This window comes from Cupriavidus sp. 05N39 (genome assembly GCF_056397325.1).
This window is the reverse complement of sequence record NZ_JBFTNE010000004.1, coordinates 156,321-178,842: the sequence shown is the minus strand read 5'-3', so window position 1 is coordinate 178,842 and position 22,522 is coordinate 156,321. Positions and strand designations below refer to the sequence as shown.

Annotated in this window: 20 protein-coding genes; 6 read left to right on the top strand and 14 right to left on the bottom strand. The window is 67.5% G+C overall.

The annotated features are described in order from the left end of the window. From AC1DN0_RS03530 to AC1DN0_RS03500, 7 genes are all read right to left on the bottom strand, one after another. Positions 1 to 1,554 carry a malonate--CoA ligase gene (locus tag AC1DN0_RS03530; RefSeq protein ID WP_441625513.1) on the bottom strand — a complete coding sequence of 518 codons (1,554 nt, stop codon included), beginning with the start codon at positions 1,552 to 1,554 and terminating at the stop codon, positions 1 to 3. Between the two features lie 75 nt (positions 1,555 to 1,629). Further along, a complete protein-coding gene (locus AC1DN0_RS03525) occupies positions 1,630 to 2,322 on the bottom strand; it encodes an enoyl-CoA hydratase/isomerase family protein (protein WP_477145549.1) in 693 nt (230 codons plus the stop codon). After that, on the bottom strand, positions 2,256 to 3,221 hold the full coding sequence (locus AC1DN0_RS03520; RefSeq protein WP_477145538.1) for a Bug family tripartite tricarboxylate transporter substrate binding protein: 966 nt from the start codon (positions 3,219 to 3,221) through the stop codon (positions 2,256 to 2,258). The genes AC1DN0_RS03525 and AC1DN0_RS03520 overlap by 67 nt, the downstream gene beginning before the upstream one ends. Positions 3,222 to 3,313: 92 nt before the next feature. Further along, positions 3,314 to 4,771: a malonyl-CoA decarboxylase domain-containing protein gene (locus AC1DN0_RS03515; protein ID WP_477111109.1), complete on the bottom strand. Its 1,458-nt coding sequence runs from the start codon at positions 4,769 to 4,771 to the stop codon at positions 3,314 to 3,316. A 10-nt stretch (positions 4,772 to 4,781) separates the two neighbouring features. After that, entirely contained in the window at positions 4,782 to 5,483 is a 702-nt protein-coding gene (locus AC1DN0_RS03510) for a GntR family transcriptional regulator (protein WP_441625361.1), read from the bottom strand. A gap of 344 nt (positions 5,484 to 5,827) precedes the next feature. Continuing rightward, the gene (locus AC1DN0_RS03505; RefSeq protein WP_441625363.1) at positions 5,828 to 6,667 is read right to left on the bottom strand and encodes an HpcH/HpaI aldolase/citrate lyase family protein; all 840 of its coding nucleotides are present in this window, start codon (positions 6,665 to 6,667) and stop codon (positions 5,828 to 5,830) included. Next, positions 6,664 to 7,836: a CaiB/BaiF CoA transferase family protein gene (locus AC1DN0_RS03500; protein ID WP_477111108.1), complete on the bottom strand. Its 1,173-nt coding sequence runs from the start codon at positions 7,834 to 7,836 to the stop codon at positions 6,664 to 6,666. Before AC1DN0_RS03500 ends, AC1DN0_RS03505 begins: the two co-directional genes overlap by 4 nt. 179 nt (positions 7,837 to 8,015) lie before the next feature. Here AC1DN0_RS03500 and AC1DN0_RS03495 point away from each other — a divergent pair, with 179 nt between their 5' ends. Beyond that, a complete protein-coding gene (locus tag AC1DN0_RS03495; RefSeq protein ID WP_477102998.1) occupies positions 8,016 to 8,978 on the top strand; it encodes a LysR substrate-binding domain-containing protein in 963 nt (320 codons plus the stop codon). Positions 8,979 to 9,117: 139 nt separating this feature from the next. Further along, a complete protein-coding gene (locus tag AC1DN0_RS03490; protein WP_441625369.1) occupies positions 9,118 to 10,092 on the top strand; it encodes a Bug family tripartite tricarboxylate transporter substrate binding protein in 975 nt (324 codons plus the stop codon). A 41-nt stretch (positions 10,093 to 10,133) separates the two neighbouring features. Here AC1DN0_RS03490 and AC1DN0_RS03485 read toward each other — a convergent pair whose 3' ends face one another. The 3 genes from AC1DN0_RS03485 to AC1DN0_RS03475 form a co-directional block, all read right to left on the bottom strand. Then, positions 10,134 to 11,945 carry a cytochrome P450 gene (locus tag AC1DN0_RS03485; protein ID WP_477111107.1) on the bottom strand — a complete coding sequence of 604 codons (1,812 nt, stop codon included), beginning with the start codon at positions 11,943 to 11,945 and terminating at the stop codon, positions 10,134 to 10,136. Between the two features lie 316 nt (positions 11,946 to 12,261). Then, a complete protein-coding gene (lgt, locus tag AC1DN0_RS03480) occupies positions 12,262 to 13,074 on the bottom strand; it encodes a prolipoprotein diacylglyceryl transferase (RefSeq protein WP_477145537.1) in 813 nt (270 codons plus the stop codon). Between the two features lie 86 nt (positions 13,075 to 13,160). Next, complete coding sequence (locus AC1DN0_RS03475; protein WP_441625373.1) at positions 13,161 to 14,171, bottom strand: LysR family transcriptional regulator; 1,011 nt, start codon at positions 14,169 to 14,171, stop codon at positions 13,161 to 13,163. A 164-nt stretch (positions 14,172 to 14,335) separates the two neighbouring features. On the opposite strand from AC1DN0_RS03475, the gene ilvD reads away from it, so the two are divergent. Continuing rightward, positions 14,336 to 16,009 carry a dihydroxy-acid dehydratase gene (ilvD, locus tag AC1DN0_RS03470; protein ID WP_441625375.1) on the top strand — a complete coding sequence of 558 codons (1,674 nt, stop codon included), beginning with the start codon at positions 14,336 to 14,338 and terminating at the stop codon, positions 16,007 to 16,009. 121 nt (positions 16,010 to 16,130) lie between these two features. On the opposite strand, the gene AC1DN0_RS03465 is transcribed toward ilvD, so the two are convergent. From AC1DN0_RS03465 to AC1DN0_RS03455, 3 genes are all read right to left on the bottom strand, one after another. Further along, on the bottom strand, positions 16,131 to 16,715 hold the full coding sequence (locus AC1DN0_RS03465) for a hypothetical protein (protein ID WP_441625377.1): 585 nt from the start codon (positions 16,713 to 16,715) through the stop codon (positions 16,131 to 16,133). Continuing rightward, positions 16,712 to 17,155 carry a DNA polymerase III subunit chi gene (locus tag AC1DN0_RS03460; RefSeq protein ID WP_276289852.1) on the bottom strand — a complete coding sequence of 148 codons (444 nt, stop codon included), beginning with the start codon at positions 17,153 to 17,155 and terminating at the stop codon, positions 16,712 to 16,714. The genes AC1DN0_RS03465 and AC1DN0_RS03460 overlap by 4 nt, the downstream gene beginning before the upstream one ends. Before the next feature lie 73 nt (positions 17,156 to 17,228). Beyond that, positions 17,229 to 18,791, bottom strand: coding sequence for a leucyl aminopeptidase (locus AC1DN0_RS03455; protein WP_441625379.1), 1,563 nt, complete (start codon positions 18,789 to 18,791; stop codon positions 17,229 to 17,231). A gap of 140 nt (positions 18,792 to 18,931) precedes the next feature. Here AC1DN0_RS03455 and lptF point away from each other — a divergent pair, with 140 nt between their 5' ends. The 3 genes from lptF to AC1DN0_RS03440 are packed head-to-tail and all read left to right on the top strand — an operon-like array spanning position 18,932 to position 21,633. Further along, positions 18,932 to 20,056, top strand: coding sequence for an LPS export ABC transporter permease LptF (gene lptF / locus AC1DN0_RS03450; RefSeq protein WP_477145536.1), 1,125 nt, complete (start codon positions 18,932 to 18,934; stop codon positions 20,054 to 20,056). Then, entirely contained in the window at positions 20,053 to 21,207 is a 1,155-nt protein-coding gene (gene lptG, locus AC1DN0_RS03445) for an LPS export ABC transporter permease LptG (protein ID WP_276289849.1), read from the top strand. Before lptF ends, lptG begins: the two co-directional genes overlap by 4 nt. A 21-nt stretch (positions 21,208 to 21,228) precedes the next feature. Beyond that, on the top strand, positions 21,229 to 21,633 hold the full coding sequence (locus AC1DN0_RS03440; RefSeq protein WP_441625382.1) for a sirohydrochlorin chelatase: 405 nt from the start codon (positions 21,229 to 21,231) through the stop codon (positions 21,631 to 21,633). 82 nt (positions 21,634 to 21,715) lie between these two features. On the opposite strand, the gene cobA is transcribed toward AC1DN0_RS03440, so the two are convergent. Next, positions 21,716 to 22,486, bottom strand: a complete 771-nt coding sequence (gene cobA / locus AC1DN0_RS03435) for a uroporphyrinogen-III C-methyltransferase (protein ID WP_477145535.1) — start codon at positions 22,484 to 22,486, stop codon at positions 21,716 to 21,718. Between the last annotated feature and the right edge of the window lie 36 nt (positions 22,487 to 22,522).

The following is a 22,522-nucleotide window of genomic DNA, read 5'->3' as shown; positions in this document are numbered from 1 at the left end:
TTACAGCGCCGCGAACTGCTGGCGCAGCACGTTCTTCTGCACCTTGCCCATGGTGTTGCGCGGCAGTTCATCGACCAGGTGCACGCGCTTGGGCACCTTGAAGTTGGCGATGCGGCCCTTGAGCGAGCCGATCAGGATGGACTCGTCGAGCTCCGCGCCCGGCTTGCCGACCACCACCGCTACCACCGCTTCGCCGAAGTCGGCATGCGGCACGCCGATCACGGCGCTTTCCGCCACGCCCGGCATCTCGTCGATAAAGCTCTCGATCTCCTTCGGATAGACGTTGTAGCCGCCGGAGATGATCAGGTCCTTGCTGCGGCCGACGATGGTCAGGTAGTCGTCCGGCACCTTGCGCTCGCCGGCCTGGCTGACGATGGCGCCACCAAAGCGGCCCACGTCGCCGGTCTTGAACCAGCCGTCCTCGGTGAACTCTTCCTGCGTCTTTTCCGGCATGCGCCAGTAGCCATGGAACACGTTGGGTCCGCGCACCTCCACGTTGCCGATCTCGCCGGCCGCGCAAACCTTGCCGTCGCCATCCACCACGCGCACGGAAACGCCCGGCAGCGCCTTGCCGACGGTGCCGCCGATGCGCTCGCCGGCATCCGCCTCGTAAGGGTTGGAGACCAGCATCACGGTCTCGCTCATGCCGTAACGCTCCAGGATGGTGTGCCCGGTACGCTCGCGGAAGGCGTCGAAGGTCTCCATCAGCAGCGGCGCCGAGCCGGACACGAACAGCCGCATGCGGCGGCAGGTATCGTCGTCGAAGCGCGCCTCCTGCAGCATGCGCACGTAGTAGGTGGGCACGCCCATCATCACGGTGGAACGCGGCAGGAATTTCAGCACCTGGGCCATGTCGAGCCTGGGCGCCCAGATCATCTTGGCGCCGGCCAGCAGCGCGCCATGCGAAGCCACGAAGAGGCCGTGCACGTGGAAGATCGGCAGCATGTGCAGCAGCACGTCGTCGCTGCGCCAGCCCCAGTATTCGTGCAGCGTCTTCGCGTTGGAAGCGAGGTTGCCGTGGCTCAGCATGGCGCCCTTGCTGCGCCCGGTGGTGCCCGAGGTGTACAGGATGGCGGCAAGATCGCCGGCGCCGCGCGCCACGGTGGCGAAGCTGTCCGGCTGCGCGGCGGCGCGGGACAGCAGCGAGCCCGAGCGGTCGTCGTCCAGCGTGAACACATGCTGCGTGCCGTGGCGGAACGCCACTTTGGAAACCCAGCCGAAGTTAGCGCTACTGCACACCACCACCGCCGGCTCCGCATTGCCGACGAAATAATCGATCTCGGCCTCCTGGTAGGCGGTATTGAGCGGCAGGTAGACGTAGCCGGCGCGCAGCGTGGCCAGGTACAGGAACAGCGCCTCGGGCGACTTCTCCACCTGCACCGCCACGCGCGCGCCCTCGGGCAGCTTGAGCGCGGTCAGCAGGTTGGCCATCCGGGCGGTGGCGCGGTCGAGGTCGTCCCAGCTGTAGTAGAGGCCGTCGTGGGTCTCGATGCAGCAGGCACTGCGATCCGCCGGAAAGCGGGATTCAAATAGGGCGAACAGGTTGGCGTTCATGTTGCGGAAGATAAAAAACGGAATCGGCAATAGCATGGGCATCCCGATCAATAGCCGGCAATGATAGGCCCGTTGCTACTGCCCGGTAAAGCGCGGCGGCCGGCGCGCCAGGAATGCGGCCACGCCTTCGGCATGGTCGCTGCTGCCGCCATAGCGGAAGTGCGCCTCCAGCTCCGCCGCGCTCAGCGGCTCGGGGGCCGGCGCGAGACGCCGGATGCTCTCCTTGTTGATACGTGCAGCCAACGGCGCGCCCGCGACGATACGCTTCACCGTGGCGGCCACTTCCTCGCCGAGCGCCGTGGCCGGCACCACGCGCGTCAGCAGCCCCTTGTCGCGCGCCTCGGCGGCGTCGAACACGCGCCCCTCCAGCAGGATCTCCAGCGTCACCGCGCGGCCAGCCAGGGCCAGCAGCCCCGTCAGTTCGCCGGGGGCCATGGGAAAGCCGAGACGGTTGATCGGCACGCCGAAGCGACTGTCGCCGGCGGCGATGCGCAGGTCGCAATGGCAGGCGATCTCCAGCCCGCCGCCCACGCAAACCCCCTCGATCATCGCCACCGTGGGATGGAGGCAGCCGGCGATGGCGGCCAGTGCCGGCGCGATCACCGCCACGTGATAGCGGCGCAGCGCGGCGGCGTCGCCCCGCTCCCCGGGAAACTCGGCGATGTCGGCGCCGGCGGCGAAGTTGCCATCGGCGCCGCGTATCACCACGCAGCGCAGCGACGGATCGGCCGACAGCTGCGCAAAACCCTCCGCCAGCGCGCGCCACATCGCCACCGAGATCGCATTGAGCTTGCCCGCATGCGACAGCGTGACGGTGGCCACGTCACCGTCGCGCGCGAACTCCACCGCGCCGCGTCTACGATGTCCTTGGGCGTGCCCTTGGGCACCCACATCGCATACCAGGTGGAAACTTCATAGTTGGGCACACCCGCCTCGGCGGCGGTTGGCACATTCGGGAAAGCGGCCGAACGCTTGGAGGAAGCCACCGCCAGCGGCTTGATGCGGCCGGCGCGGATATGCTGGGCCGAGGAGCCGAGCCCGTCGAAGTCCATGTCGACCTGGCCCGCAATCAGGTCGGACAGCGCAGGACCCGCGCCCTTGTAGGGAATATGCGTGATGAAGGTCTTGGTCTGCAGCTTGAACAGCTCGCCCGCGAGGTGGTGGGAGGAGCCATTGCCGGCCGAGGCGTAGTTCAGTTTGCCAGGGTTCTTCTTGGCATAGTCAATCAGTTCGCCCAGCGTGTTGGCGCTCACCTTGGCCGGGTTCACCACGATCACCTGCGGTGGCTGCGCGATCACCGTGACGGGGATGAAATCCTTCTCGATGTCATAGTCGAGCTTCTTGTAGAACGACGGCGCAATGGCATGATGGGCGCCGCCGATAAACACGGTATAGCCATCCGGCGCGGCCTTGGATGCAATGCTGGCGCCCACCGTCCCGCCAGCGCCACCGCGATTGTCGATCACGAACTGCTTGCCGAGCTGCTTGGAGAGCTGGGCGGTAAGGGGACGGGCGAAGGCATCGGTGCCGCCGCCGGCGGGGAACGGCACGATCACGGTGATCGGCTTGGACGGCCAGGTGTCGGCCTGCGCCACGGGAGCAACCGCGCCGAGACCCGCGCCAAGCGCGCAAGCCAGCCCTGCCAGTTGAAACTGACGACGATTCATGAACCTATCTCCTCTCTCTTATGCTGCGGAAAGTCAAATGAAGGACTGCTGAATGGCCCGTGAAAATGGCCCTGTTTACGACCTGACGAGGGTCACAACAGCTTGCTCACCGCGCGACTGATCCGCGGGTTGCCGTTGCCGAGGCGAACCAGATTGTCATCCAGCGCCTCGGTCGCGTAAAGGTAGTTCACCATCATGCCGCACGACTGCGCGCGCCCCTTGCGCGACAGGTCGGCGGCCCAGTTCAGGCGCTCCACGCAGGCGCCATTGCCCAGGTGGAAGCGTGCCACAGGGTCGGCCGGCAGCGCCTGCTGGCGCTCGCGCACCAGGTAGTGCGCGGCCAGCGCCAGCGCTGTGTCGCGCACCAGTACGTCCTCGGAATCCGCCGGCAGCGCCGCCAGCCAGCCTGCGCCGTCGGCGGGCGGGGCGCCGTGCCGCTCGCTCCAGCGCGCCAGGCGCTTGTCGCCCAGCACCTTGCCCACCGACTCGCCGTCGCGCTTGCGCAGCCAGTCGGCAAAGCCGGGAATTGGGGACAGCGTGGCGAACTGCTTGAGCTTGGGAAACTCGCGCTGCAACTCCTCGATCACGCGCTTGAGCAGGAAATTGCCAAAGCTCACGCCGCGCAAGCCCGCCTGCGTATTGGAGATGGAATAGAAGATGGCCCACTTCACGCGGCGCAGGTCTTCCAGCGGCGCGGCCTCGTCCAGCAGCGCATGGACGTTTGCCGCCATCTCGGGCACGAAGGCCACCTCGACAAAGATCAGTGGCTCGCGCGGCATGCGCGGATGGAAGAAGGCATAGCAGCGCCGGTCCGAATCGAGCCGGTTGCGCAAATCCGCCCAGGAGGCGATCTCGTGCACGGCTTCGTAGCGGATCAGCTTCTCCAGCAGCGAGGCCGGCGAGTCCCAGGTGATCGGCTGCAATTCGAGCAGGCCGACGTCGAACCAGTTGGAGAACAGCGCTTCGAGATCGTCGTCGAGCGGGTGCGGGCCCGGCACGCGCTTATGCCAGCGCAGCATGTCGGCGCGCAAGCCGATCAGGAAATGCAGGCCGCACACGCTGGCGCCCTGCTGGCCGTGCAAGGCGGCCAGGCGCTTGAAGAAACGGATGCGCGCGGTCGACATGGCTTGCGGCAGGCCGGCGGCCGCTTTGGCGGCCTTGCCGTCCTCGCCCGCCTCCGTGCTGCCATTGGCCGCGACTTCCGCCAGCACGGCGAGCATGGCCTGGCGCGCATCGTCGCCCGCCGCCTCGTACTCGGCGCGCCAGGTCTGCGCGGCGGTGTTGGCGGCGCCGTCGGTCAGGCGCGCGTCAAAGCACAGGCGCAGTTGCTCGCGCTGCCTGCGCAGCACACGGGCCGGCAAGGTCACGGGCCCGGCGTCCGCCTTGGCAGCGATGCCGGCATCGGGCCTCGCGTTGCCATCGCGCTCGCCCTTGCGGCCCCACCAGCGGCCGAAGCGCGACAACAGGGTCTCGCCCGAGGGCTCGGGCCCGCTGAGGGGAGCACTGACGGGAGCACTGGCTTTCTGTTCGCTGTTGCTGAGGGTATCCATGGGGTACCTGCTATCGATGGATGGATGAACCGGCGCCCGCGGCGGTATCCGCGGGCGCCTGCAACTCTGCCGCGTCCAGCGCCCTGAGCGCGGCGCGCTGGCGCAGCAAGTGTGTCTTCATCAGGGTTTCGGCGCCCTCGGGATCGTGCGCCTTGAGCGCGGAGAACACCGACAGATGTTCGGCGCAGGATTCGCGGATGCGGCCCGGCAGCTTCAGGCTCTTGTGGCGCGACAACCGCAGCACCTTGCGCAAATCGCTGATCAGCCCAGACAGCCAGCGATTGCCGGCGAGCTGCTGGATCGCTTCGTGGATCTGGTAATTGGTTTCGTAGTAGGCGTCGATATTGCCGCCCTGGGCGTATCGCGCCAGATCGGCATGCAGGCTCTCCAGGGCCTCCAGGTCGGCAGCGGTGGCGTTACGCGCGGCCTCATAGGCGCAGCGCCCTTCCAGCAGCGCCATCAGCGGGAAGATCTCGTCGAGGTCCTGCTCGGACAGCGCATTGACGAAGCAGCCGCGGCGTGGCTCCAGCCGCACCAGGCCTTCGGCGGCGAGGACCTTGAGCGCCTCGCGCATCGGCGTGCGCGAGATACCCATCGATTCGGCCACGCTGGCTTCGTCGATCCAGGCACCCGGCATCAGCGCGTGCTCGTCGATCATGGTGCGCAGGCGCTCCGCCACCTCGAGGTACAGGGCCTGCTGGATGATGCGCATGGTGCCTCCGGATGGAAGAATGCAATGGCATCGGGATGGCCTCGGATGTGTCTTGCCAGGCCCAATAATTCATAATTATGAATAACGGTGGCGCAATGACAAGACAATTCGATGCTGCGCAGCGGCATGCGCAGCGTGCGCCGCTCATGTGACAAGGCGCGTTTTGGTTGCTGAAGCAGGCTGCGGAAGCACTTCGCCAGCGCCCTAGCCACCTTCCAGGCCACGCTCCGCACCGGTCGCACGGCGCCTCCAGCGCAGGCCGTTCAGGCGCCGCACCAGCCAGCGCTCGCCCTGGCGCTCGCTGACGCGGCGCAGCACGCGCGCGGATCGCCCACCGCCCCAACCTAGCCGGCCTGCCGCAGGATCTTGCGCGCGCGCTCCAGTACCGGCCGGTCCACCATCTTGCCGTCGACCGCGAGCGCGGCGCCCTGCGCACCGGCGGCGGCGGCCACGATGCGCCGCGCCCAGGCCCGCTCCCGTTCCGACGGCGCCAGCCCGGCATGCACCTGCGCCACCTGCTGCGGATGGATCAGCAGCTTGGCGCCAAACCCGAAGCGCCGCGCGCGCGTGGTCTGCCGGGCCAGCTCCACGGCATCGCCGATGGCCGTGCAAACCCCGTCCACCGGCGCCGGCAATCCCGCCGCGCGCGAATGCATCACCAACCTGGCGCGGAAATAGTCCAGCGGCTCGTCCTCGTCCGCCACGTCCAGGTCGAACATCAGGTCGATGCTGCCCAACAGCAACCGCACCACGCCGGCCGCGCGGCTCACCGCGCGCAGGTCGGCAAAGCCCGCAGCGGTTTCCATCAGCGGATAATAATTGGCGTGCGGCAAGGCAAGCGCCAGCGCGTCGAGGGCGGCGGCATCGGCCTTGGGCAATACCAGGTCACGCGCCCGCCGGGCGCGGCACCAGTCCAGGTCCCCCGCGTGATATTCGCTGTCGGCGGCATTCACGCGCACCAGCAGAGACACGCCGGCGGCGGCCGCCCGGGCCTGCCACTGTAGCCAGGAACCGGCCAGGCCCTCGCGCGCCGACGCTTTGGCGTCGGGCGCCACCGCGTCCTCGAAATCGACAATGACCGCATCCGCCCCCGAACCGATCGCGCGCCCGATGCGCTCGGGGTGCGTGGCGGGCACGAACAGGTAGCTGCGGGCGGGCGCCCTGATGGCAGCAGCGTCGCTCATACCACGCCCGCGCCGTGCAGCGCCGCCACCTGCACGGGCGTCAGGCCAAGTTCGGCCAGCACCGCGTCGGTATGTTCGCCCACCGCCGGCACCGGGTCCATGCGCGCCTCTTGCACGCCGGGCGGCAGCAGCGCGGGCACGGGGCCGGCGGGCGTATCGACCTGGCGCCAGCGCGCTCGCGCGGCCAGTTGCGGATGCGCCCAGACATCGGCCATGGTGTTCACGCGCGCGTTGGCGATGCCGGCTGCTTCGAGCCGCGCGGTGACCTGCTCGGCGCTGAGCGCGGCAAATGCCTCCACGATGCGCGCGCGCAGCGCGGCGCGGTTGGCGCTGCGCAGGGTGTTGTCGGCGTAGTCGGGATGCGTGGCGAGCGCCGGGTCTTCCAGCACGCGCTGGCAGAAGGTGTTCCACTCGCGTTCGTTCTGCAGGCCCAGCATCACGGTCTTGCCGTCGCCGGTGGGGAAAGGGCCATAGGGATAGATGGTGGCATGGGCGGCGCCGGCGCGCGGGGGCGGCTCGGCACCGTCGAAGGCGTAGTAGAGCGGGAAACCCATCCACTCCACGGTGGATTCCAGCATCGAGATATCGATGCGCTTGCCGCGCCCGGTCTGGCCGCGCTCGATCAGCGCCGCCAGGATATTGCTGTAGGCATACATGCCGGCGGCGATGTCGGCCACCGAGGCGCCGGCCTTTACGCCCTCTCCGGGCGTGCCCGTGACCGAGACAAAGCCCGATTCGCTCTGCACCAGCAGGTCATAGGCCTTCTTGTCGCGGTAGGGACCGTCGGCGCCATAGCCGGAGATATCGCAAACGATCAGGCGCGGAAAGCGCGCGCTCAGCGCCTCGTAATCAAGCCCCAGACGCGCCGCCGCACCCGGCGCCAGGTTCTGCACCAGCACATCGGCGCGCGCCAGCAGCGCGTCCAGCACTGGTGCCGCCTGCGCGTGCTTGACGTCCATCGTCACGCTCTCCTTCGAGCGGTTGGTCCACACGAAGTGCGAGGACAAGCCGCGCACCCGGTTATCGTAGGCGCGCGCGAAGTCGCCCACGCCGGGGCGCTCGATCTTGATCACGCGCGCGCCGAGGTCGGCCAGCTGGCGGGTGCAGAACGGCGCGGCAATCGCCTGCTCCAGGGATACGACGGTGATACCTTGCAGCGGTTGGGACATGGCTGGACTCGTTGATGCTTGGGTACGTGGGGGTGGAGGCCGGCGGCGCGAAAGCGCGAAACCGGCCGGCCAGCCCACAATCTAGCGCCTGGCGGCATCCGCTGGGAAATAGGGAATGCCTAGTCGCCCATAAGTAGAATAAATACCTCACACGGGAAACGCCAAACCAAGGACACCCAATGGATATCCGCTCYATGCGCTACTTCGTGGCCATCGTCGACCACGGCAGCCTGACCCGCGCCGCGGAAGCGGTGTGCGTGGCGCAGCCGGCGCTGAGCCAGCAACTTGCCGCGCTGGAGGCCGAATACGGCGTGCCGCTGGTGCACCGCGGCCCCAAGGGCGTGAAGCCGACCGAGGCCGGCAAGACCCTGTACCGGCATGCGCGCACCATCCTCAAGCAGGTGGAAAGTGCCGGCGCCGACGTGCGTGCGGCGGGCGCCGAGGTCTCCGGCGCGGTGGCCATCGGCTTGCCCACCACCGCCGCCGCGGCCTTTGGCATGCCGCTGATCCGGGCGGTGCGGGCGCGCTACCCGCAGGTACGCCTGCAACTGTTTGAGAGCATGAGCGGCTACATCTCGGAGCTGCTCAACAACAACCGGCTCGATTTCGCCATCCTGTTCCGCGACACGGCTTCGCGCGCGGTGGAACCCGAAATGCTGGCCAGCGAGTCGCTGTACCTGATCGGCAACCCGCCCGAGGCGCCAGACGCCGCCGGCCGCCGCCGTGCCCGCCGCGACACCATCGCGCTCAGGCAACTGGCGGGCGTGCCGCTGGTCCTGCCGAGCGGCTCGCAGGGCCTGCGCGAAGTGCTGGAGCGCGGCTTCGCGCAGGCTGGCGCGGCACTCAATGTGGTAGCCGACCTGGACTCCCTGCCCTTCCTGCTGGGCGCAGCGCGCGAAGGGTTGGCCTGCACCATCCTGCCGGCCTCGGCGGTAGACCCGAGCGATGCCGCCATGCCCACGCGCCTGATCCTGCCCGAGTTGCGCCGCACGCTTTCGCTGTGCTGGCCCCGCGCGCTGCCGCGCACGCGCGCGGCGGAAGCGGTGGCCGAGATCCTGCGCGAGATCGTCGACGCGCGCATCGCCCAGGGCGGCTCGCTCAAGCCAGCGCCGGGCGCCGCCCAGCCAGGCTCAGCGGAATAAATAAATCTTATGGCGGTAGTCGGCGATTGAATTTCTCCGGCGCAAAACCCTCGTGTAGAGTCGCTGCCAGCGACAGGCAAGGCGTAGCCATCGGCAGGAAAAGACTGCTATGCCGCCATCCCAACATCGAGGAGACACCATGCAACGCACCCGCCATGTCCTGGCCGGCATCGCCGCGGCGATTTCGCTGTTCGCCGGCGCCGCCGCGCAGGCCGAGACTTATCCCGCCAAGCCTATCCAGATGATCGTGCCGCAGGCGCCGGGCGGCACCAACGACATCGTCGCGCGCCTGGTGGCGGCCGACCTGTCGCAACGCCTCGGCCAGCAGGTGGTGGTGGAAAACCGCCCCGGCGCCGGCGGCAATATCGGCACGCAGACGGCCGCGCGCTCGGCGCCCGACGGCTACACCCTGCTGATGACCATCAGCAGCACCCAGGCCATCAACCCGTCGCTGTACCGCCAGGTGCCGTTCGATCCGGTGCGCGATTTCGAGCCGATCTCGCCGGTGGCGAGCGTGCCCAATGTGCTGGTGGCCAACCCCGCCTTTCCCGCCAGGACGCTGCCCGAACTGATCAGCATGGCCAAGGCCAAGCCGGATTTCTACCGCTATGCCTCCGCCGGCAACGGCACGCTCAACCACCTGCTGGGCGAAATGCTCAACAGCATGGCCGGCATCAAGCTGGAGCACGTGCCCTACAAGGGCGTGGCGCCGGCGCTCAACGATGTGCTTGGCAATCAGGTGCCGCTGGCCTTCGCCAGCCTGCCCTCGGTGCTGGCGCATATCAAGGCCGGCAAGGTGCGCGCGCTCGGCGTCAGCTCCGCCAGGCGCTCGCCGTTCGCGCCAGACATCCCGGCCATCGGCGAGACCGTGCCCGGCTACAGCGGCGACCTGTGGGTCGGCCTGTTCGCGGTCAGGGGCACGCCGAAGGAAGTCACGCAAAAGCTCGCGCAGACCATGCAGGCCGCGCTCGCCGACAAGACGCTGCGCGACAAACTGGCGGCGCAAGGCGCCGAAGTCCTCGCCGGCACGCCGCAGCAGTTCGGCGCCATGCTCAAGGCCGATCTCGACAAATGGGCGGTGATCGTGAAGAAGTCCGGGGCGCAGGTGGATTGACGACGCTGCCGCCTGGCTGATCAGCCAGGCTGGCCATTCAACTATCGCGCCGAGAACATCACCCAAAGGTCCGTCGGCATCATCGTAAAGCCGAAAGCCTCCCCGACCGGGCCCGACTCGGGCGCGTGGCGGATGTCAAAGTTCTGGCAGACCATCGAAATCGCCGCCTTGGCCTCCAGCAGCGCGAGACTGCGTCCGGGGCACAAGCGCGGTCCCGAGCCGAACGGCACGAAGCCGCTGCGATGCTGGGCCGCCGGAGTGGCGCCCAGCAGCCAGCGCTCCGGCCGGAACTCGCGGGCTGCGGGAAAGTTGTGCTCCTGCAGTGCATTGGGCCGGTTCACCAACACCAGCAGCGTCCCGCGCGGCACCCGGACGCCGCCCACTTCCACGTCTTCATTCGGTTCCAGGAAGAAGAGCGGCGCGACCGGCTTGAGCCTCAACGACTCGTGCGCGACCGCCTCCACGTACACCAGCCTGGCGGCATCCCGCATGTCCTGCAGGACGTCCGCCTGCCTCAGCACTATCCCCACCTCCTCCTGCATCCTGCGCTGCACCTCCGGGTGGCAGCACATGAAGTACATCATCCAGGCAACGGTATTGGCGGTCGTATCCTCGCCCGCTACGAGTATCGTGAAGATATTCGCGAACAGTTCCTCGTCGTCCAGCGGCGCCTGCCCCGTCTGCTGGGCCACCAGCATCGCCTCCAGGAAATTGGCCGGCTGCGCGGCAAGCTCCGGCGCCCGCGCCAGCCGCTCGCGGGCCGCGGCGATGAACTCGCCGATGATCTGGTGGATTGCCGCGAGGGCGCGGTCGAACGAGCGATCCGCCGGGAGCCTGACATAGTGCCAGTACGGGAATGGCGCATTGACGCGCCGGTTCACCATCGGCAGGATCTGTTCGAGATGCTGCTGGATGACCTCGCCCTCGCGCTCCAGCGTGTTGATGTCGTAGCCGAAGGCCAGGGCGGTTGTCACATCTACCGTGTAGCGCATCAGGTCGTGCTGCACATCCACCCGCCGCCGCTGCGCGGCCGCCTTATGCCAGCGCCGCTCCAGCCTGCGCGTGACGCTGGCCAGCATCGGCAAGAAGGCACGCAGCCGGTGCGCGTCCAGCGCCTGCGCCACCGGCCGGCGCTGCCTGCGCCATACCTCGCCCTCGGCGGAGAACACGCCTAGCGCGCCCATCTCCAGCGCCACCGCCTCCAGCGCGCCGATACGGCGATAGGTCGCGGGCCGGTCGCGGAGGATCTTGTCGATCAATACCCCTTCGGCGATCACCAGGGCTGGCCGGTTCGCCATGCGGACGCAGAACAGGGGGCCGAATTCCTCGCACCATTGCTCGAAGACGAGATGCATCCGCTGCTGCTGCCATTGCAACTGCAGCGCGCTGCCCAACCAGGGCAGGCCTTTCGGACCGGGAAGCTCCGAGAGCGAGCGCAGGCCGGGGCCCGGGCCTGGGGATGGCGCTGCCGGATCCGGCAGCGCCTGCAGGCGCTGCCACGCAAGGATCTCGTCGCGGTCCGCCATGACCGCGCCGTCCTCGATGACGGCGGCAAACCGCTTCAGGCAGATTTCGGGCCGCTCGACAACGGTGCCGGTGCCGCAGTCGAAGCGCCAGCCGTGGCCGCGGCAAGTGAGCACGCCATGCTCGATGGCGCCTTCGGCCAGCAGCGTGCCCCGGTGCGGGCAATGCCCCTGGTAGACCAACGCGCCGCCGCCGTGCCCGATCACGACGAGATCCACGCCGTCGACCCTGGCAGGCAACGCAACATCGTCGCGCAGCTCCGAAGCGGCCGCGAGGCGCACCCGCGTCGAGGAAGCCTCGGGTCCCGCAGCCTCACGCGCCATTTCCATCGATTTCTCCCCTGGCCGGACTTCAAGCCAGACGGCATGCGCCGCTGAAACCGCCACTGTCCGGCTTGCGACGGCAGTGGCGCACATCGGCGTGGCAGCCTCTGCGGCAAACAGCCCGCCTGAAAGCAAGCATATACACCGCCAGCAGTCCTGCCCAAGCGCCGTTGACGCGCCTGCCGGGGCCACCGTGCCGAGACCACGCGGCCATCACATTAGCGTCGTCGACGCACAGGCGCGGCCAAACCAATGGGGCGGACCCATAAGAAAAGCGGGCCTCGGCCCGCTTTCTTCAATCCGCCGGCAGAAGTGGCAGAGGTCAGCGCACTGAAGCCTGCGCCGCGTGCCCGCGGCGGTTGGCCCAGACCAGCATCGCCACGCCAGCCAGGATCATCGGCAGGCTTAGCCACTGGCCCATGGAGAAGTTAAGCGCCAGCAAGCCAAGGAAGTTGTCCGGCTCGCGCGCGAACTCGGCGAGGAAACGGAAGCCCCCGTAGCCGATCAGGAACACGCCCGACACGGCGCCCATGGGCCGCGGCTTCCTGGCGAACAACCACAGGATGATGAACAGCGCCACGCCTTCGCCGGCGAACTGGTAGAGCTGGGAAGGATGGCGTGGGATGTTGTCGCCGGCCTGCGGGAAGATCATGCCCCAGGGCAGGTCGGTGGCGCGGCCCCACAGCTCGCCGTTGATGAAGTTGCCGATGCGCCCGGCCGCCAGCCCGCAGGGAATCATCGGCGCGATGAAGTCCGTGACCTCCATCCAGTGCCGCCCGCGCAGCTTGCCGAACAGCCACATCGCCACGACCACGCCCAGGAAGCCGCCGTGGAAGGCCATGCCGCCCTCCCACACCTTGAAGATCTCGRGCGGATGGCTCAGGTAGTAGTCGGCCTTGTAGAACAGCACGTAGCCCAGCCGTCCGCCCAGGATCACGCCCAGCACGCCGAAGAACAGCATGTCGTCCAGGTCCTTGACGGTCCAGCCCTGGGCCGCGATATGCGGCTGGCGGATGCGCAGGCGGCCAAACCACAGGAACATGATGAAACCGGCCAGGTACATCAGCCCGTACCAGCGGATGGCAAGCGGGCCGAGATGAATGGCGACCGGATCGAATTGGGGATGAATCAGCATGTGTGCCGTGGAATTGGGTTGAAGGAAGACCGCCGCAGACAAATTCGAACAACAAAATATGAAATACGCCCGGACGGTATCGGATGTCAGTGTTCAGCCTGCGGCCGTGCCGCGCGCCGGATGGCTACATTCGTGCCGGGCTCCGTGCCCGGCTTTATGCCAGCCAATTGCGTCAGCGTCATGGCAGACGCCAGCGCACCGGCAATCTCGATGAACGACCTCAGCACCGGGCTCACGCTGCCCGCTCCGGCCTCGCGCCACACCAGGCCGGTCTCGATATCGGGCCCGGCGTCGCGCAACGGCAGGTAGGACACACCGGTACGGCGAAGGTTGCAAAGCGACGCCGGCACCAGCGCCACCCCCATGCCGGCCGATACCAGGCTGACGATGGTCTGCATCTGGATAGCCTCCTGGGCAATGACCGGCGTAAGGCCTTCGCGCGCATAACAGCCCGTAATGATGTCATAAAACGCCGGCGCGCTTCGCCGGGGGAAGATGATGAGGGGCTCGTGCGCCGCATCCCTGAGGGAAACGCCGGCTGCCCCGGTGCCCTCCCCCGTCCCCGCGCGCCAGCCTTCCGGCACCGCCAGCACCAGCGGCTCGCGCACCAGCGGCAGATAGGAAACGCCATGCGGCATCGCCGGCAACTGCGGGCGGATCACCAGCCCGGCGTCGATGGTGCCCTCCATCAGGGCCTCCAGCTGGATATCGCTGGTGGCCTCGCGCAGCTGCAGTTGCACATTGGGATGGCGCGCGCGAAAGCGCCGCAGCAGGTCGGGCAGGATGCCGTAGTCGGCCGTGCTGACAAAGGCCAGCGAGAGCGTGCCGGCCTCCCCGCGCGCCAGCCGCTGGGCCAGCCCCGGCAGCGCGGCGGCGTCCGCCAGCACGCGCCGCACCTCGGGCAGCCATTGCTGGCCGGCCGGCGTGAGCGCCACCGAGCGCCGCGTGCGGGCGAACAGTTGCACCCCGATCTCCTCTTCCAGTGCCTGGATCTGCTGGGAAAGCGGCGGCTGGGTCATGGCCAGGCGCCGCGCGGCACGGCCGAAATGTAACTCCTCCGCCACCGTCACGAAGTAGCGCAGCTGGCGCAGGTCCACATCGGCTCCTGATATGTTTATCGACTCAATAAAGGTTGAATAATATATTTGACAGCATAAAAGGCAAGCGGCATGCTCTCGTCCACAACATGGCAAGAGCCTGCCCGGTCCCCGGCTACCTCGGGGCGCCCCTCGCAGGCCGGCACATTCCCCCGGAGATTCCCATGGCATACAACAAACGTTCGCAGAACATCACGCAAGGCGTGGCGCGCTCCCCCAACCGCTCGATGTACTACGCGCTGGGCTACAAGAAGGAAGACTTCGACAAGCCGATGGTGGGCATCGCCAACGGCCACTCCACCATCACGCCGTGCAACTCCGGCCTGCAACGGCTGGCCGACGCCGCCGTGGACGCCATCAAGGCCGCCGACGCCAACCCGCAGATCTTCGGCACCCCGACCATCTCGGACGGCATGTCGATGGGCACCGAGGGCATGAAGTACTCGCTGATCTCGCGCGAAGTCATCGCCGACTGCATCGAGACCGCGACCCAGGGCCAGTGGATGGACGGCGTGGTCGTGATCGGCGGCTGCGACAAGAACATGCCGGGCGGCATGATCGCGCTGGCGCGCACCAATGTGCCGGGCATCTACGTGTACGGCGGCACCATCAAGCCGGGCAACTGGAAGGGCAAGGACCTGACCATCGTGTCGTCGTTCGAAGCCGTGGGCGAATTCACCGCCGGCCGCATGAGCCAGGAAGACTTCGAGGGTGTCGAGAAAAATGCCTGCCCATCGTCGGGTTCGTGCGGCGGCATGTACACCGCCAACACCATGAGCTCCTCGTTCGAGGCGCTGGGCATGTCGCTGCTGTACTCGTCGACCATGGCCAACCCGGACCAGGAAAAGGTCGACAGCGCCGCCGAATCGGCGCGCGTGCTGGTCGAAGCCATCAAGAAGGACATCAAGCCGCGCGACATCATCACGCGCAAGTCCATCGAGAACGCGGTCGCGCTGATCATGGCCACCGGCGGCTCCACCAACGCCGTGCTGCACTACCTGGCGATCGCCCACTCGGCCGAAGTGGAATGGACCATCGACGACTTCGAGCGCATCCGCCGCAAGGTGCCGGTGATCTGCAACCTGAAGCCCTCGGGCCAGTACGTGGCGACCGACCTGCACCGCGCCGGCGGCATCCCGCAGGTCATGAAGATCCTGCTCAAGGCCGGCCTGCTGCATGGCGACTGCCTGACCATCACCGGCCGCACCCTGGCCGAGGAACTGGAAAACGTGCCGGACACCCCGCGCGCCGACCAGGACGTGATCCTGCCGATCGAGCGCGCGCTGTACAAGGAAGGCCACCTGGCCATCCTGAAGGGCAACCTGGCTCCGGAAGGCGCGGTCGCCAAGATCACCGGCCTGAAGAACCCGGTCATCACCGGCCCGGCCCGCGTGTTCGAGGACGAGCAAAGCGCCATGGACGCCATCCTGGCCGACAAGATCAATGCCGGCGACATCCTGGTGCTGCGTTACCTGGGTCCCAAGGGCGGCCCCGGCATGCCTGAAATGCTGGCCCCCACCTCGGCCATCATCGGCAAGGGCCTGGGCGAGTCGGTCGGCTTCATCACCGACGGCCGCTTCTCGGGCGGCACCTGGGGCATGGTGGTCGGCCACGTGGCGCCGGAAGCGTACGTGGGCGGCAACATCGCGCTGGTGCAGGAAGGCGACTCGGTCACCATCGACGCGCACAAGCTGCTGCTGCAACTGAACGTGAGCGACGAAGAACTGGCCAAGCGCCGTGCGGCATGGAAGCAGCCGGCACCGCGTTATACGCGTGGCGTGCTGGCGAAGTTCTCCAAGCTGGCTTCGACGGCAAGCAAGGGCGCAGTGACGGACTGAGGCTGAGTGCTTTGGCGCCGGAAAGGAAAAGCCCGCGAGCGATCGCGGGCTTTTTTTTGTGCGGCGGAGACTCGAACACCCGCCTGGCCTGTTCGTCGGCTTCGTTCCGTGCCTGGGGCTTTCACATGCCGCCCGGATCCCGCTCAATTTCTTCCAGCGTGGCATCCAGCCACTCCACCAGCCGGGCCTCCAGCGACTGCGTCAGTTCCGACGCCAGCTGCGCGGTCAGCGGGGCTAGCCGCGATTGCAGCGTGGCCTCCGTATGGGCCTCCACCACCTGCGGCCACTCGGTGCGAAAACGCATCATCACGCGCGTCAGCAACTCGCTGCGCACCGCGCGCAGTTCGTCCGCGCTGGGCGGCGGGCTGGCGTGGGCTGCGGCATGGGAAACCGAATAGGCACCGTCCCGGGCGGATGGGGTGGGCTGGTGCAGCGCGGGCACCTCGACGGCGGGAATGCCCGCCCCCGCCTCGCGCGGCACGACGACATGGGTCAGCGCACCGGGCCAGCTGATATCGGGAGCGGGCTGGGCATGGCTTCGGCCGCCAGCCTCGGCTTCCGACCGGGCGACCGTGCCCGCGCCCGGCCCGTCCTGCACCGGCGGCCTGGCGCCGTCGGCAGGCAGGTCGATCACCTCGGTCAGCAATGGAATGCTGTCGTTGGGCCCGATGCGCGGGATCACGCGCGAGGTGGTGCGTTCGGTCATGCGGCGTCCCCCTTGCCCTGGCTGGCCTGTGCGATATCGTGGTGGGCCAGCGCATAGCCACGTTCGCGGTAAAGGCGGAAACGCTCGCGCCCCGCGGCCCGGTCGCCGGCGTCGCTGCCGACCACCTCGATCATGCGCTCGAAACTGGCGAATTGCGCGGGCGTCTCAACACTGAGGTTGATCAGCAACTGGTGATGCGGGGCCTGGTCCAGCCTGGCTGCCAGCACGATCGGCGTCACGCCGGCATGCGGGCTGTCGACGCCGCAATGGGGCAGGAAATCCAGCGCGGAGAATGTCCACAAGCGCGCATCGAGCTGCGCCAGCTGCTCCGGCGCGCCGTGCACCACCAGCTTCTGGCCGGCGCCGTAGGCCTTGCGGATCAGCCGGCAAGCGTAGCCGAGCTTGTCGGGCACGTTGCTGTGGAAATCGATACGCGTCATGGGTGAAAACCAATCCTGTGAAGATGAAACCGGGCGGGCCGGCGCCGGAAGGCGGCGCCGGCCCGCCCCGCCGTCAGCCGGCGCGATCCATCAGGAACTGCGTCAGCAACGGCACCGGACGGCCGGTGGCGCCCTTGGCGGCGCCGCTCTTCCAGGCCGTGCCGGCGATGTCCAGGTGGGCCCAGTCGTACTTTTCGGTATAGCGCGCCAGGAAACAGGCCGCGGTCACGCTGCCGGCCGGGCGGCCGCCGATATTGGCCATGTCGGCGAAGTTGGACTTGAGCTGGTCCTGGTAGTCATCGTCCAGCGGCATGCGCCAGGCGGTGTCCATGGCCTTGCGGCCGGCTTGCAGCAGTTGATCCGCCAGGCCGTCGTTGCGGGCGTAGAGGCCGCTGTTGACGTGGCCCAGCGCGATGATGCAGGCGCCCGTCAGGGTTGCCACATCCACCACGGCGGCCGGCTTGAAGCGCTCCACATAGGTCAGCGCGTCGCACAGGACCAGGCGGCCTTCGGCGTCGGTGTTGAGTATCTCGATGGTCTGGCCGGACATGCTGGTGACCACGTCGCCGGGCTTGGTGGCGTTGCCGGACGGCATGTTCTCGCAGGTGGGGACCACCGCGATCACGTTCAGCTTGAGGCCCATCTCGGCCACCGCCTGCAGCGTGCCCAGCACCGAGGCGGCGCCGCACATGTCGTATTTCATCTCGTCCATGCCCTCGCCGGGCTTGAGCGAGATACCGCCGGTATCGAAGGTGATGCCCTTGCCCACCAGCACCACCGGCGCCTGTTTGGCCGAGGCGCCGTCGTAGCGCAGCACGATGAACTGGGGCGGCTCGACGGCGCCCTTGGTGACGGCCAGGAAGGCACCCATCTTGAGGGCTTCCAGCTGCTTGCGGCCCAGCACTTCCACCTTGAGCTTGTGGCGCTTGGCGATGCCGCGCGCGGTGTTGGCCAGGTAGGTCGGGGTGCAGATATTGGACGGCAGGTTGCCCAGGTCCTTGGTCAGCTCCATGCCGTTGGCGATGGCCGCGCCGCGCACCACGGCCTGGGCCGCCGCTTTGGCGTCGGCCGCGTCGACCGTCAGCACCACCTTGCGCAGGCCAGGCAGCTTGTCATTGCCGTTGCCGGCGCCGTTGCCCTTGGCGTTGGCGCGCTTGAGCCCGGGATGGCGCTCCAGCAGGCGGTAGCCGGCTTCGCGGATCAGCGTGACGGTGGTAACCAGGCGCCAGGCCAGGTCGCGGGCATTGCCGGCCTGCTGGGGCGCCTGCTGCTGGGCGAGGCACCACAGCACATTGGCGGCACGCGTGCCGGACAAGGCACGCAGGGAAGTGCGCACGGCTTCGGCGAATGCCTTGTCGCCGAACTCGGCTTCCTTGCCGAATCCCACCAGCAGCACGCGGGCGGCGCCCACGCCGGCCACTTCGTGCAGCATCAGCTGCGTACCGCGCTTGCCCTCGAAATCGCCGAGCTTGACGATGCGGGACACCAAGCCCTTTGTCGCCACGTCAAGTGCCTTGGCCACGCCGGCCAGGCTCTGACCTTCAAACAGGCCCACTACCAGGCAATCGGTCTTGGTCGCCAGGAAACCATTTTGGCCCGCTTTGCTCCAATCCAGGGCTTTTGTGCTAAATTCCATCGCGCTTCCTTCCAGGGGCTCGTCCACCACGAAAGCTCCTATTATCCGCGATTTGCTGCCGGCGGTCCGCTATGCTTGCTAGCAAGCACCTCCGGCACCGACATCGCCCGCGCCGGCCGGCAGCCCGGAACCGACTCCGCATGATCTTTCAACAAGCCTTGCGTCGCGAGCTCGCCTACACCGCCGGCGCGGTGTTCCTGGTCATGCTGACTTTCATGCTGACCTCGCTCGTCATCCGTATCCTGGGCATGGCCGCCAACGGCAAGGCCAGCCCCAACGACGTGCTGATGCTGATCGGCCTGGCCACCATCGGCTACCTGTCCATTTTGCTGTCGGCCACGCTGTTCATCTCCACCCTGATCGTGCTCACGCGCTGGTACAAGGATTCGGAGATGGTGGTGTGGTTCTCGGCAGGCATCTCGCTGCGCGACCTGGTCAAGCCGGTGCTGYAGTTTGCCGCGCCCTTCATCATCCTGTCGCTGCTGCTGGGTATCTTCGCCTGGCCGTGGGCCAACCAGCAGACCTCCTTGTTCCGCGACCGCTTCGAGCAGCGCGGCGTGCTGTCGATGATCGCCGCCGGCCGCTTCATCGAGCCGGCCAAGGGCAACTATGTGCTGTTTATCGAAGGCATCGACGCCGACATGAAGTACGCGCGCAATGTCTTTGTCGCCAACGCCGAAGCCGACAAGATCGGCGTGGCGCTGGCCCACCAGGGCCAGTTCCAGACCCTGCCGAACGGCGACCGCATGGTGGTGATGGAAAACGGCCGCCGCTATGCCGGCACGCCCGGCAAGCTCGACTACCGCATCGTCGAGTTCGACCAGTACGCGGTCAAGGTGGACAGCAAACCACCCGAGGCGGAAGGCGACATCCCGACCAAGAGCCGCGACACCATCGACCTGCTGCGCAACCCCACCAACGAGAACCTGGGGGAGTTGCTGTGGCGCCTGTCGCTGCCGCTGCTGGCCTTCAACTTCGTACTGATCGCCATCCCGCTTGCCTATGTCAACCCGCGCCTGGGCCGTTACACGCCGCTGGTCTTCGCGGTGCTGATCTACCTGACCTACAGTAACTTGATCAATCTCTCGCAGGCCTGGGTGCGCTCCGGCTCRATCCCGTTCTCCCTGGCCTGGTGGCCATTCCACCTGCTTGCCCTGCTGGGCGCGGTGATGCTGTTCCGCTACCGCCAGAACCGCAGCCTGGGAGGCTGGCGTGCCGTCTTCGGCCTGCCCCGCAAGGGCGGCAACACGGGGAGCCAGGCATGAGGGTATTGCGGGTCTACGAGCGCTATTTCGGGCAGCTGATCTACGGCGTTTTCGCCTTTATCCTGTTTGCGGTGCTGGCGCTGTTCGTGTTTTTCGACATGCTCAGCGAACTGGAGAGCGTGGCCGGACGCTACACCTCGCTGGTGGCGTTCTTCCACGTCATCCTGCAAGCGCCCACGCGCATCTATGAGGTGCTGCCGATCGCCGTGCTGATCAGTGCGATCTATGTCTTCTCGCAACTGGCCAGCCAGTCGGAATACACGATCTTCCGGGTGGCCGGCCTGAATACGCGCCAGGCGCTGTTCTCGCTGTTCAAGCTGGCGGTGCCGCTGGCCATCGCCACGTTTATCTTCGGCGAGTTCATCGGCCCCAAGGCCGAGCAATACGCGCAGAAGATCAAGCTGGAAGCACTGGGCGCCACCGTCTCCGCGGGTTTCCGCTCCGGCGTGTGGGTCAAGGACCGCGACCGCGACGCCACCTTGGGCCATGAGGTCACCCGCTTCGTCAACGTGGCCGGCCTGCGGCCCGACCAGAGCATCACCGGCGTCACCATCTACGAATTCGACCAGCAATACCGGCTCAGCGTGATCCGCGTGGCCAAGGAAGGCCGCTACCAGGGCAACCAGTCCTGGCAGCTCACCGGCGTCACCGAAACCCATTTCCTGGATTTGCCCAGGGGCGAGCCGGGCAAGGCCGACACCCTGGCGCCGGTCTTCCGCGGCGAGCAGCGAAGCGTACCCAGCCTGGCCATGCGTTCCGAACTGACGCCGCAGATCCTGTCCGTGCTGCTGGTGGAGCCCGAGCGCATGTCCACGCTGGACCTGTTCCGCTATATCCGCCACCTGCGCGACAACAAGCAGGACACCCAGCGCTATGAAATCGCCTTCTGGAAGAAAGTGATCTACCCGCTGACCCTGTTCGTGATGGTGGCGCTGGCCCTGCCCTTCGCCTACCTGCACGCGCGGGCCGGCGCCGTGGGCGTCAAGGTGTTCGGCGGCATCATGCTGGGGCTGTCGTTCCACCTGTCCAACACGCTGTTTTCGCACGTGGGGCTGTTGCATACCTGGCCGCCGATCGTCTCGGCGCTGATACCCGGCACGCTGTACCTGCTGGTGGCGCTTGGCGCGTTGCGCTGGGTGGACCGGCATTAAGACCCGCATCGAGGCCCGAAGATGACCGCGACCCCCGCCCCCCTTGCGCGCCAGGCCCTGGTGCTGTTCGGCCACGGTGCGCGCGACGTGCGCTGGCGGGAGCCGTTTGACCGGCTGCACGCCAAGCTGGCCGCTGCCTTGCCGGACAGCGCCGTGCGGCTGGCGTTCCTGGAACTGATGACGCCTTCGCTGCCGGACACGCTGGCCGAACTGGCTGCGGCCGGCGTTGCCGATATCAATGTGGTGCCGGTCTTTTTTGGCCAGGGCGGGCATCTGCGGCGTGACCTGCCGGCACTGCTCGACGACTGCCGCCAGCGGCTTCCGGGGGTGACGATCCGTTGCGCCACGGCGGTGGGAGAGGATGAGAGCGTGCTGGATGCGATTGCGGCCTACTGCGTGGGGACGCTTGCCAGCAGCAAAGTCTGACGCAGGCGCGCCACGAAAGCCCAAAGAAAAAGCCGGACAACGCCACCTACGTTGTCCGGCTTTTTCACATCGCGCCCACGATTCAGGCTGCGCGAGTTTCCCCGTACGACACGCCGCCATCGGCATCCTGCGGCACCGCCTCGCTGGCCCGCGAAGCCAGCGCCTCGCCAATCATCAACAGGCTGGGATGGGTCGGATCGATCCATGCCGCCGCCTCGCCCGCCGCCATCTGGCGCAGCGTGAACTGCCTGCTGCGCTGGTGCGCCGACGTCGCGGCCTCGACCACCCAGGCGGGCGTGGAAGCCGGCTTGCCATGCGAGATCAACTGCGCCGCAATGGACGCGGCCTGATCGCGGCCCATGTAATACACCAGCGTATCGGCCTTCACATCGGCCTCCACGTCGACCGTGTCGGCTGCCTTGGACTGCGTCGCAAAGGCCACGCTGCGCGATACGCCGCGCTTGGTGAGGGGCTTGCGGATGGCGGACGCGGCCGCCAGCGCGGCGGTAATGCCCGGCACGACCTCATACTCGATGCCAGCTTCTTCCAGCGCCTGCAATTCCTCGTCGGCGCGGCCGAACAGCATCGGGTCGCCGCCCWTGAGGCGCACCACGCGATCATGCTTGCGGGCCTGGTCGACGATCTGGCGGTTGATGAACAACTGCGCGGTGGAGCGTTGCCCGCACCGCTTGCCCACCTCGATCAGCTGCGCCTGCGGACACCATGCCAGCATCTCGGGCGACACCAGCGCATCGTGCAGCACCACCTGGGCTTCGCCCAAAAGCCGTGCACCGCGCACCGTAATGAGGTCCGCGGCACCGGGACCTGCCCCGATCAGGTAGACCTTGCCCATGCCATGCTCCTTCGCGTTCGCTTGATCAGTTCATTC